Here is a 12,463-nt window from a genome sequence, read left to right on the forward strand (position 1 = left end):
CTTGTTGTTTGAATTGGGGGCGATTATGCCTGATGGACGGGTTTTACAAACACATCACAACCCCTGTGGAAGCGAGCCTGCTCGCGAAGCGGTGTGTCAGTCGCCATAAATGCTGGCTGATACAACGCTTTCGCGAGCAGGCTCGCTCCCACAAGGGCTACATCTCAAACTGCGGAGGACTGCTCCAACGCCACACCCGCGCCCATCAGCCCGGAATACGGCGCCGTCACCAGCCAGACCGGAATGCCTTTGAAATAATCGCTCATGCAGCCCTTGTCGGCGAAGCATCGGGCGAAGCCGCTCTCGACAAAAAAATCGGCAAAGCGCGGGACCACGCCACCGACGATGTACACGCCGCCACGCCCGCCCACGGTGAGCACGTTGTTGCCCGCCACGCGCCCCAGCCAACGGCAGAATTGTTCGAGCACCTCCAGGGCGACCGGGTCCCCGGCCAGGCCGGCGGCGGTGATCGACTCGGGGGTATCAAGCACCGGCTCATGGCCGTCCACCGCGCAGATCGCCCGGTACACACGAGGCAGACCGCTGCCGCTCAGCGCCGTTTCGGCGCTGACGTGGCCGATCTCGTTGTAGATGTGCTGCCAGAGCTGGGTCTCGCGCGGACTGCTCATCGGCAGGTCGACATGCCCGCCCTCCCCCGGCAACGCCGCGAAACGGCCCTCGCCCAGGTCCAGCAGCGTACCGACGCCCAGCCCCGTGCCCGGGCCGATCACCACCGCCGGGCGCATCGGCTCCGGCGTGCCCGCGCAGACGACCCGGTATTCATCGGGACGCAAGCAGGTCATGCCAAGGGCCATGGCGGAGAAATCGTTGACCAGCAGCAGCTTCTCCACCTGCAGAGTCTTGCAGAACGCCAGGTTGCTCAAGCGCCAGTGATTGTTGGTGAAGCGAAACTCATCGCCACTCACCGGACCGGCCACCGACAGGCACACCGAGCCGATGGAACCCGGCCCCATGCCCATGCCGCTCAGGTAAACCTTGATGGCATCTTCCGGGCAGGCGTAATCCGCCGTCGCCAGCACCTGGATGTTTTCCAGGTTGTGGTTCTTCCACAACGCGAAACGTGCGTTGGTCCCACCGATATCACCGACCAAAGCCAGTTTCAATTAAGCGTCTCCAGGGCAGAAGTGAAGGCGCTGGCGCCCTGCTCTGCCGAGCTGAAGGCCATGCGCATGAAACCGAACAGCTCGCGACCGGTGCCGATGTTGTTGCCCAACAGGCCCTTGGCCGGTTCGCGCGCGGCGAATTCCTCGGCGTCCACCTTCAATTCCAAGGTGCCTTTGACGCCGTCGACGCGGATGATATCGCCCTCGCGCACCCGAGCCAACGCGCCGCCGACATAGGCTTCGGGACTGACATGGATGGCCGCCGGGATTTTCCCCGATGCGCCGGACATGCGCCCGTCGGTGACCAACGCTACCTTGAACCCGCGATCCTGCAGCACGCCGAGAAAGGGCGTCATCTTGTGCAGCTCCGGCATGCCGTTGGAGCGCGGGCCCTGGAAGCGCATCACCGCGACAAAATCCTTCTCCAGCAGACCGGCCTTGAACGCATCGGCCAGGTCCTGCTGGTCCTGGAACACCATCGCCGGGGCTTCGACGACCTGGTTTTCCAGGGCCACGGCCGAGACCTTCATCACGCCCCGGCCCAGGTTGCCTTCCATCACCCGCAACCCGCCTTCCGGCGAGAAAGCCCGGGCTACCGGACGCAGGATGCTTTCGTCGAGACTTTCGGTCGGGCCGTCGCGCCAGACCAGTTCGCCGTCCTCCAGGAACGGTTCCTGGGTGTAACGGCTCAGGCCATGGCCCATCACGGTGTTGACGTTTTCGTGGAGCAGGCCGGCTTCCAGCAGTTCGCGAATCAGGAACGACATGCCGCCCGCCGCCTGGAAGTGGTTGATATCGGCCTTGCCGTTCGGGTAGACGTGGCTCAGGGTCGGCACCACTTCGGAGAGGTCGGCCATGTCCTGCCAGGTCAGCTGGATGCCCGCCGCCATGGCGATGGCCGGCATATGCAGGGTGTGGTTGGTGGAGCCACCGGTGGCGTGCAGCGCAACGATGGAGTTGACCAGCGAACGCTCATCGACGATTTCGCCGATGGGCATGAAGTTGCCGCTCTGCATGGTCAGGCGCGTCACCTGGAACGCCGCTTCGCGGGTCAGGGCATCGCGCAGCGGCGTGTTCGGGTTGACGAACGACGCGCCCGGCAAGTGCAGGCCCATCACTTCCATCAGCAACTGGTTGGTGTTGGCGGTGCCGTAGAACGTGCAGGTACCTGGGCTGTGGTAGGACTTCATCTCCGATTCCAGCAGCTCTTCGCGGGTCGCCTTGCCTTCGGCATAGCGCTGACGCACATCGGCCTTTTCCTTGTTGGAAATGCCCGAGACCATCGGCCCGCCAGGCACGAAGATCGTCGGCAGATGACCGAAGCGCAGCGCGCCCATCATCAGGCCCGGGACGATCTTGTCGCAGATGCCCAGCATCAAGGCACCGTCGAACATGTTGTGGGACAACGCCACCGCCGTGGACAACGCGATCACTTCGCGGCTCGGCAGGCTCAGCTCCATCCCCGCCTCGCCCTGGGTCACACCATCGCACATGGCTGGCGTACCGCCGGCGAACTGGCCGACCGAGCCGATCTCGCGCAGGGCTTTCTTGATTTGTTCCGGGAAGGTTTCGTACGGCTGGTGGGCCGAGAGCATGTCGTTATAGGACGACACGATGGCGATGTTGGCGGCGTTCATCATCCGCAGGTGATGCTTGTCTTCAGTGCCGCAACCGGCGACGCCATGGGCGAAGTTGGCGCATTGCAGCTTGCCGCGCATCGGACCGTCGCTGGCTGCACCGCGGATCAATGCAAGGTAAGCCTCGCGTGTAGCGCGACTGCGGGCGATAAGCCGTTCGGTGACCTCAAGTACGCGGGGATGCATGTGTAGAACTCCAGGCTAACGGATGTGGCGACCTGATTGTCTATGCTGGTTCAAAAGCCCTTTACACACCGCGGCAAAGACAGGGCGACAAACGGTTTTTGACCAATCGGACCAGTTGATTCAGGTCACTCGTTGTAGATAAAACAAAATATTGCCACTAAAAAGGCTTGTTTTCTATTTTTATGCGAATAATCTTGTAATTCCAACAACAAATCGACGGCGGCGCAGTTAATGACTCTTCGAATCGCAATCAATGGTTTTGGCCGCATCGGCCGCAACGTCCTCCGTGCACTGTATACCCAAGGCTATCGTCGCGACTTGCAGATCGTCGCCATCAACGACCTGGGTGACAGCGCGATCAATGCTCACCTGCTCAAGTTCGACACCGTCCACGGCACCTTTGATGCCGACGTGCAGCACGATCATGAGAGCCTGACGGTCAATGGCGACCGCATCGCGGTCAGTGCCATCCGTAACCCGGCCGAACTGCCCTGGGCCGCCGAAAAGATCGACGTCGTGTTCGAATGCACCGGCCTGTTCACCGACCGCGCCAAGGCCGCCGCGCACATCAGCGCCGGCGCCCGCAAGGTGATCATCTCGGCCCCGGCCAAGGGCGCCGACGCGACCGTGGTGTATGGCGTGAACCATGACATCCTGCGCCAGTCCCACCAGATCATTTCCAACGCTTCGTGCACCACCAACTGTCTGGCCCCGGTGGCCCAGGTGCTGCACCGCGAGCTGGGTATCGAAAGCGGCCTGATGACCACCATCCATGCCTACACCAACGACCAGAACCTGACCGACGTCTATCACAGCGACCCGTACCGCGCCCGTTCGGCCACCCAGAACATGATCCCGAGCAAGACCGGCGCCGCCGAAGCGGTAGGCCTGGTGCTGCCGGAGCTGGCGGGCAAGCTGACCGGCATGGCCGTGCGCGTGCCGGTGATCAACGTATCGCTGGTGGACCTGACCGTGCAGCTCAAGCGCGAAGCTTCGGCCGATGAGGTCAACGCGCTGCTCAAGCAGGCCAGCCAGCATTCGAAGATCCTTGGCTACAACACCCTGCCGCTGGTCTCCAGCGACTTCAACCACAACCCGCTGTCGTCGATCTTCGATGTCAACCACACCAAGGCCAGCGGCAAGCTGCTCAAGGTACTGGCCTGGTATGACAACGAATGGGGTTTCTCCAACCGCATGCTGGATAACTGCCTGGCGCTGTGCAACGCCGAATAATCCCCCGATAGCTGCGTGTGCCTCGACTATTGCTCCCTTGGGGGCGATAGTCGAAAAAGGCCGTCGACCGCCGCGCGCTTGAAACATCTGCCTCGAACCAAACGATAATTCCTCTTATTCAAACTCCCCCACCCTGTTAGACTTTGCGCCCGCGTTTCACTCGTCCCGCAGGATTTCCAATGCTGTCGTTGCCTCTTCGCTTGTGCGCTCTGTTCATGGCCCTGGGCCTGACGGCCTGCGATGACGCCCCGCGTTTTACCCAGGCCGAGCCCGGCGAAGCCAGATCCGGCGGCAGCGCGACAGTACGCAAGGCCGACCAGAACGCCTTCTCGCTGCCCTCGGCCAATCTGCCGCCGTCGCGGCGCGTGGACTTCAGCGTCGGCAACAGTTTTTTCCGCAGTCCCTGGGTAATCGCGCCCTCGACTACCACCGCCCGGGACGGCCTCGGCCCCCTGTTCAACACCAACGCCTGCCAGAACTGCCACATCAAGGACGGTCGCGGCCATCCGCCGGCGCCGGATGCCAGCAGCGCGGTGTCGATGCTGGTACGCCTGTCGATCCCCGATGCGCCGCCCTACGCCAAGCTCATCGAACAACTCGGCGTCGTACCGGAGCCGGTCTATGGCGGGCAATTGCAGGACATGTCGGTGCCGGGCGTCGCGCCGGAAGGCAAGGTCAGGGTCGATTACTCTCCCGTCCCGGTGCGCTTCAAGGACGGCACCGTCGTCGAACTGCGCAAGCCGAGCCTGCAGATCACCCAGCTGGGCTATGGCCCGATGCACCCCGACACACGATTTTCGGCCCGTGTCGCACCGCCGATGATCGGCCTGGGTCTGCTCGAGGCCATCCCCGATGCAGCCATCCTGGCCAATGCCGAGGCCCAGGCGCGGGAGAACAACGGCATCGCCGGTCGCCCGAACATGGTCTGGGACGACGTCCAGCAAAAAACCGTGCCGGGGCGCTTCGGCTGGAAGGCCGGACAACCGAACCTCAATCAACAGAACGTCCATGCGTTCTCCGGCGACATGGGCCTGACGACCAGCCTGCGGCCCTTCGACGACTGCACCCAGGCCCAGCTCGATTGCCAGCGCGCGCCCAACGGCAACGGCCCTGAGGGCGAACCGGAAGTCAGCGACAATATTCTGCGGCTGGTGCTGTTCTACAGCCGCAACCTTGCCGTGCCGGCCCGCCGCGAGGTGGGTTCGGCCCAGGTGCTGGCCGGCAAGAACCTGTTTTTCCAGGCCGGTTGCCAGTCCTGCCACACTCCCAAGTACACGACGTCTGCCAACGCCGCCGAACCCGAGCTGGCGAACCAGGTCATCCGTCCCTATACCGACCTGCTGTTGCACGACATGGGCGAAGGCCTGGCGGACAACCGCAGCGAATTCAAGGCCAGCGGCCGCGACTGGCGGACCCCGCCGCTGTGGGGCATCGGCCTGACCGAAACCGTCAACGGCCACACCCAGTTTCTCCACGACGGTCGCGCCCGCAACCTGCTCGAAGCCGTGCTCTGGCATGGCGGCGAAGCCCAGGCGGCGCAGCGACAGGTTCTAGCATTCAACGCCGAGCAGCGCGCTGCGCTGTTGGCTTTCCTGAACTCTCTTTAAACGCACTTTCCGAAAACGGGAGCCCGACATGTTCCGTCCCAAGCTTTTGTTCACCAGCCTCGCCGCCATCGCCCTGGGTGCCTGCTCGCCCCAGGACCCGCAAGCGGTCACCTCGGCCGCCATCGCCAAGCAGGTGATCCTGCCGACCTACAGTCGCTGGGTCGAGGCCGACCGCCAACTGGCGACCAGCGCCCTGGCGTTCTGCCAGGGCAAGGAAAACCTGGAAACCGCCCGCGCCGATTTCCTCAAGGCACAAAAAGCTTGGGCTGAACTCCAGCCGCTGCTGATCGGGCCGCTGGCGGAGGGCAACCGCGCCTGGCAGGTACAGTTCTGGCCGGACAAGAAAAACCTCGTGGGCCGCCAGGTCGAGCAACTGGTCAACAGCCAGCCGCAGATCGACGCCGCCGGCCTGGCCAAGTCCAGCGTCGTCGTGCAGGGGCTCTCGGCCTACGAATACCTGCTGTTCGACGCTAAGATCGACATGGCCGACAGCGCCCAGAAAGCCAAGTACTGCCCGCTGCTGATCGCCATCGGCGAACGCCAGAAACAACTGGCCGAAGAGATCCTGTCGCGGTGGAACACCAACGACGGCATGCTCGCCCAGATGAGCAAGTTCCCGAACCAGCGCTATGCCGATTCCCATGAAGCGATCGCCGACCTGCTGCGGGTCCAGGTGACCGCCCTGGACACCTTGAAGAAAAAACTCGGCACGCCGATGGGCCGCCAGAGCAAGGGCGTGCCGCAACCGTTCCAGGCCGATGCGTGGCGCAGCCAGTCGTCTCTGCAAGGGCTTGAGGCCAGCCTGAGCGCCGCCCGGACCGTGTGGGTTGGCGTCGACAACAAAGGCTTGCGAGGTTTGTTGCCAAGCGAGCAGAAGCCGCTGGCCGACAAGATCGACGCCGCCTACGACGCCTCGTTGAAACTGTTCGCCAGCAGCCAACGCTCACTGACCGAAATGCTCGGTGACGACGCCGGGCGCCAGCAACTCAACGATTTGTACGACAGCCTCAACGTCGTCCATCGCCTGCATGAAGGCGAACTGGCCAAGGCGCTGGGCATTCAACTGGGCTTCAACGCCAACGACGGTGACTGATCATGTTTCGACGTCAGGCTCTGACGCTGGGCAGCTTGCTGCTCGGCGCCATCACCCTGGGCGGCTGGACGCTGTTCAAGCAAAAGGACAAGAGTCCGTTACTGCTGTCGGCACGGGACGATGCCGACGGCAAGCACTACGCGGTCGGCTATCGACTGGACGGCACACGGGTGTTCGCCACCCAGGTTGGCCAGCGCTGCCATGACATCATCAATCACCCGGCGCTGCCGATCGCCCTGTTCGTCGCCCGCCGCCCGGGCACCGAAAGCTATCTGGTCGACCTGCGCGACGGCACGCTGCTGCAAACCATCACCTCGCTGCCGAACCGGCATTTCTACGGTCATGCGGTGATCCACAAGAGCGGCGAATGGCTGTACGCCACAGAAAACGATACCAGCGATCCGGGGCGCGGCCTGCTCGGCGTATACCGTTTCGAAGGCGAACGGCTGGTGCACAGTGGCGAACTGTCCACCCACGGCATCGGCCCTCACCAGGTGTCGTGGCTGCCCGACGGTGAGACGCTGGTGGTGGCCAACGGCGGCATCCGCACCGAGGCCGAGAGCCGGGTCGAAATGAACCTCGACGCCATGGAGCCGAGCCTGGTGCTGATGCACCGTGATGGCACGCTGTTGAGCAAGGAAACCCTCGCCCAGCAGATGAACAGCGTGCGCCATATGGACATCGCCAGCGATGGCACCATCGTCACCGGCCAGCAGTTCATGGGAGCGGCCCACGAATCGTCCGAATTGCTCGCGATCAAGCGTCCGGGCCAACCGTTCAAGGCGTTCCCGGTACCTGAATACCAGTTGCAAGCCATGGGGCATTACACCGCCAGCGTCGCCGTGCACAGCGACCTGCGCCTGGTAGCCCTGACGGTGCCACGGGGCAACCGTTTTTTCATCTGGGACCTGGACAGCGGCGAGGTTCGCCTCGACGCGCCCCTGCCGGACTGCGCCGGGGTCGGCGCGGTAGCCGACGGGTTTGTCGTGACGTCGGGCCAGGGACGTTGCCGCTACTACGATTGTCGGCAGCCACAACTGGTTGCAAAGCCGCTGGATCTGCCGGCGGGGCTCTGGGACAACCATCTGCATCTGGTCTGAGCTGCAAGCGCAGAGGGCGCAGGGAAAAACCTTACACATTGCCGACAAACACCGATTGGAATCCTCCGGGCACTCAAGGTAAGGTGCCCGCCTGTCTGTATTTCTCTCGGCTATTTTCCAAGGAAGTGGAACATGCTGCGACGCCGCATGCTGATCATGTTGGGTGTTGTCCTGCTGGTGGTGCTGGCGCTGGCGGGCTACAAGGCCTATTCCATCTATCAGCAGATCCAGATGTTCTCTGCGCCCAAACCTGCGGTCAGCGTCGCCGTGGCCAAGGCCGTCGAACAGCCATGGCAAGCCCGCCTGCCCACTGTCGGCAGCCTCAAGGCGTTGCAAGGCGTCGACCTGAGCCTGGAAATCGCCGGCACCGTGCAAAAGGTCCAGTTCGAATCCGGCCAGAAGGTCAAGGCCGGGCAACCGATCCTGCAACTGGACAGCGAAGTCGAAAGCGCCCTGCTGGAAACTGCCCAGGCCGACCTTGGCCTGTCGCAACTGGATTTCGGCCGTGGCCGACAGCTGGTGGGCAGCCAGGCGATTTCCAAGGGTGAGTTCGACCGGCTTTCGGCCCAGTTGAAGAAGAACCAGGCCACGGTCAACCAGCTCAAGGCTTCGCTGGCGAAAAAAACACATCGTCGCGCCGTTCAGCGGCACCATCGGCATCCGCCAGGTGGATGTCGGCGACTACCTCGCCAGCGGCACGGTGATCGCGACCCTGCAGGACCTCAGCAGCCTGTACGTCGACTTCTACGTTCCTGAACAGACGGTGCCTCGGCTGGCGGTTGCCCAGCCAGTCAACGTCAGCGTCTCGGCCTATCCCGGCCAGACCTTCGTTGGCACCATCAGCGCAATCAACCCCAAGGTCGAGGACAGCACCCGTAACGTGCTCGTGCGCGCCACGCTCGCCAACCCCGACGGCAAGCTGTTGCCCGGCATGTTCGCCAACCTGAACGTCATCCTGCCGGACCTCGCCGTCGGGATCGTCGTGCCGGAGAGCGCCGTGACCTACACCCTCTATGGCAACTCCATGTACGTGGTCACTCCGAAGAAAACCGCCGATGGCAGTGTCGAGAAGGATGACAAGGGCCAGCCGATCCTGATTGCCGAACGGCGTTTTGTCGAAACCGGTGAGCGCCGTGACGGGCAGGTCCTGGTGACCAAGGGCGTGCAGCGCGGTGAAGAAGTAGTGATTGCCGGCCAGATCAAGCTCGACAACGGCACGCCTATCGCCATCAGCGACGACAAGACCCTGACCGAACAGAACAGCCCACCGCGCGCGGACTGATCAAGGAACCCCCATGGCCTTTACCGATCCGTTCATCCGCCGCCCGGTGCTCGCCACCGTGGTCAGCCTGTTGATCGTGCTGCTGGGCTTCCAGGCCTGGAGCAAGCTGCCCCTGCGTCAGTATCCACAGATGGAAAATGCCCTGATCACGGTGACCACCGCCTACCCCGGGGCCAACGCCGAGACCATCCAGGGTTACATCACCCAGCCGATGCAGCAGAGCCTGGCCAGTGCCGAGGGCATCGACTACATGACTTCGGTCAGCCGCCAGAATTTCTCGGTCATATCGGTCTACGCGCGCATCGGTTCCAACAGCGACCGGCTCTTTACCGAACTGCTGGCCAAGGCCAACGAGGTGAAGAACCAACTGCCCCAGGACGCCGAGGACCCGGTCCTCAGCCGCGAGGCAGCCGATGCCTCGGCGCTGATGTACATCAGTTTCTTCAGCAAGGAGCTGAACAACCCGCAGATCACCGATTATCTGTCGCGCGTCATCCAGCCCAAACTGGCAACGCTGCCGGGCATGGCCGAGGCCGAGATCCTCGGCAACCAGGTATTTGCCATGCGCCTGTGGCTGGACCCGGTCAAGCTCGCAGGCTTCGGCCTGACCGCCGCCGACGTGACCAACGCCGTGCGCCAGCACAACTTTCTCTCCGCTGCTGGTGAAGTGAAAGGCGAGTACGTGGTCACCAGCATCAACGCCAACACCGAACTCAAATCCGCCGAGGCATTCGCCGGCATCCCGCTCAAGACTGACGGTGACAGCCGCGTGTTGCTGCGGGACGTGGCGCGGGTGGAGATGGGCGCCGAAAACTACGACACCATCAGCTCTTTCGGTGGTACCCCTTCGGTGTACATCGGGATCAAGGCAACCCCTGGGGCCAACCCCCTCGATGTCATCAAGGAAGTGCGCAAGATCATGCCGGAAATGGAGGCCCAGCTGCCGTCCAACCTCAAGGCCGAGATCGCCTACGATGCCACGCTGTTCATCCAGGCCTCCATCGACGAAGTGGTGAAGACCCTGTTCGAGGCGGTGCTGATCGTCATCGTCGTGGTGTTCCTGTTCCTCGGCGCCCTGCGCTCGGTGCTCATTCCGGTAGTGACCATTCCGCTGTCGATGATCGGCGTGATGTTCTTCATGCAGTTGATGGGCTACTCCATGAACCTGCTGACACTGCTGGCCATGGTATTAGCCATCGGCCTGGTGGTGGACGACGCCATCGTGGTGGTGGAAAACATCCACCGGCACATCGAGGAAGGCAAGACACCGTTCGACGCCGCGATTGAAGGCGCGCGGGAAATCGCCATGCCGGTGGTCTCGATGACCATCACGCTGGCGGCGGTGTATGCACCGATCGGCCTGCTCGAAGGCCTGACGGGGGCGCTGTTCAAGGAGTTCGCCCTGACCCTGGCCGGCGCGGTGGTGATCTCTGGAGTCGTCGCCCTGACCCTCTCGCCAATGATGTGCGCGATGCTGCTGCGTCATGACCAGAACCCCTCGGGGCTGGCCCATCGGCTGGACGTGATCTTCGAGCGCCTGAAGGCCCGTTACCAGCGCATGCTTCACGGCACGCTCAATACCCGGCCGGTGGTGCTGGTGTTTGCCGTGCTCGTGCTGTTGCTGATTCCGGTGCTGATCATGTTCACCAAGTCCGAACTGGCGCCCGACGAGGACCAGGGCATCATCTTCATGATGGCCAACGCCCCGAAGACCACCAACCTGGACTACCTGAACGCCTATACCGATCACTTCATCACGATCTTCAAGGAATTCCCTGAGTACTACTCTTCGTTCCAGATCAACGGCTACAACGGCGTACAGTCGGGCATCGGCGGGTTCCTGCTCAAGCCCTGGAACGAACGCAGCCGCACCCAGATGGAAATCCTCCCGGAAGTCCAGGCCAGGCTGGAAAGCGTGCCCGGCCTGCAGATCTTCGGCTTCAACCTGCCCTCGCTGCCCGGCACGGGCGAAGGCTTGCCCTTCGAATTCGTCATCAACTCGCCGAAGGACTACACGACGCTCCTGCAGATTGCCGAACGGGTCAAGAAGCGTGCGCTGGAGTCCGGCAAGTTCGCCTTCATGGACATCGACCTTGCGTTCGACAAGCCTGAAGTCGTGGTGGACATCGATCGCGCCAAAGCCGCCCAGATGGGCGTCTCGATGCAAGACCTCGGCGGCACGCTGGCGACACTGCTGGGCGAGGCGGAGATCAACCGCTTCACGCTGGAGGGGCGTAGCTACAAGGTCATCGCCCAGGTCGAGCGGCCATTCCGGGACAATCCGCACTGGCTGAACAATTATTACGTAAAGAACGCCCAGGGCGAGTCGCTTCCGTTGTCGACGCTGATCAAGGTCAGCGACCAGGCACGACCGCGGCAACTGAACCAGTTCCAGCAGCTCAATGCCGTCACGATCTCGGGCTTTCCTACGGTAAGCATGGGCGAGGCCATCGAGACCGTTCGCCAGATAGCCCTTGAGGAAGCGCCGACAGGGTTCGCCTTCGATTACGCCGGCGCTTCGCGTCAGTTCGTCCAGGAAGGCAGCGCGTTATGGGTCACCTTTGGCCTGGCCCTGGCAATCATTTTCCTGGTGCTGGCGGCGCAGTTCGAAAGCTTCCGCGACCCGCTGGTGATCCTGGTGACGGTGCCGTTGTCCATTTGCGGCGCACTGATTCCGCTGTTCCTCGGCTGGTCGAGCATGAACATCTACACCCAGGTGGGGCTGGTGACCCTGATCGGCCTGATCAGCAAGCATGGCATCCTGATCGTCGAATTCGCCAACCAGCTGCGCAAGGAGCAAGGCTTGAGTCCGCGTGACGCAGTGGAACAGGCCGCATCGATTCGCCTGCGTCCGGTGCTGATGACCACTGCCGCCATGGTGTTTGGCATGGTGCCGTTGATCCTCGCCACCGGCGCCGGCGCAGTGAGCCGCTTCGACATCGGCACGGTCATCGCCACGGGCATGTCGATCGGCACCTTGTTCACGTTGTTCGTGCTGCCGTGTGTCTACACCTTGCTGGCCAAGCCGGACAAAGCCTGAGGCATGAGGGTCGGGGTCCCGTGGCGAGGGAGCTTGCTCCCGCTGGACCGCGAAGCGGTCCCGACTGGATTCCGGATCAGGCTATTCGTCGTATGGATGACGACTGCTTCGCAGCCGAGCGGGAGCAAGCTCCCTCGCCACAGCCCCCGTGTTTGGGCTTC

At 62.9% G+C, this 12,463-nt stretch carries 7 protein-coding genes and 1 pseudogene; 6 read left to right on the forward strand and 2 right to left on the reverse strand.

The features are described 5' to 3' along the window. Positions 1 to 164: 164 nt before the first annotated feature. Entirely contained in the window at positions 165 to 1,124 is a 960-nt protein-coding gene (locus J3P89_RS22175) for a glucokinase (RefSeq protein ID WP_434695656.1), read from the reverse strand. Next, positions 1,121 to 2,947: a phosphogluconate dehydratase gene (gene edd / locus J3P89_RS22180; protein ID WP_434569583.1), complete on the reverse strand. Its 1,827-nt coding sequence runs from the start codon at positions 2,945 to 2,947 to the stop codon at positions 1,121 to 1,123. Before edd ends, J3P89_RS22175 begins: the two co-directional genes overlap by 4 nt. A 231-nt stretch (positions 2,948 to 3,178) precedes the next feature. On the opposite strand from edd, the gene gap reads away from it, so the two are divergent. The 6 genes and pseudogenes from gap (at position 3,179) to J3P89_RS22210 (ending at position 12,302) form a co-directional block, all read left to right on the forward strand. Then, complete coding sequence (gap, locus tag J3P89_RS22185) at positions 3,179 to 4,180, forward strand: type I glyceraldehyde-3-phosphate dehydrogenase (protein WP_434695658.1); 1,002 nt, start codon at positions 3,179 to 3,181, stop codon at positions 4,178 to 4,180. A 179-nt stretch (positions 4,181 to 4,359) separates the two neighbouring features. After that, positions 4,360 to 5,787: a di-heme oxidoredictase family protein gene (locus J3P89_RS22190; protein WP_434695659.1), complete on the forward strand. Its 1,428-nt coding sequence runs from the start codon at positions 4,360 to 4,362 to the stop codon at positions 5,785 to 5,787. A gap of 28 nt (positions 5,788 to 5,815) precedes the next feature. Then, on the forward strand, positions 5,816 to 6,880 hold the full coding sequence (locus J3P89_RS22195; protein ID WP_305496335.1) for an imelysin family protein: 1,065 nt from the start codon (positions 5,816 to 5,818) through the stop codon (positions 6,878 to 6,880). A 2-nt stretch (positions 6,881 to 6,882) separates the two neighbouring features. Next, entirely contained in the window at positions 6,883 to 7,980 is a 1,098-nt protein-coding gene (locus tag J3P89_RS22200; RefSeq protein ID WP_434695660.1) for a DUF1513 domain-containing protein, read from the forward strand. 132 nt (positions 7,981 to 8,112) lie between these two features. Next, positions 8,113 to 9,262, forward strand: a pseudogene (locus tag J3P89_RS22205) (efflux RND transporter periplasmic adaptor subunit). Positions 9,263 to 9,275: 13 nt separating this feature from the next. Then, entirely contained in the window at positions 9,276 to 12,302 is a 3,027-nt protein-coding gene (locus tag J3P89_RS22210) for a multidrug efflux RND transporter permease subunit (RefSeq protein WP_434695661.1), read from the forward strand. The last annotated feature ends 161 nt before the right edge of the window (positions 12,303 to 12,463 follow it).

It is taken from the genome of Pseudomonas sp. Z1-14 (assembly GCF_051132005.1).
Taxonomy (GTDB): Bacteria; Pseudomonadota; Gammaproteobacteria; order Pseudomonadales; family Pseudomonadaceae; genus Aquipseudomonas.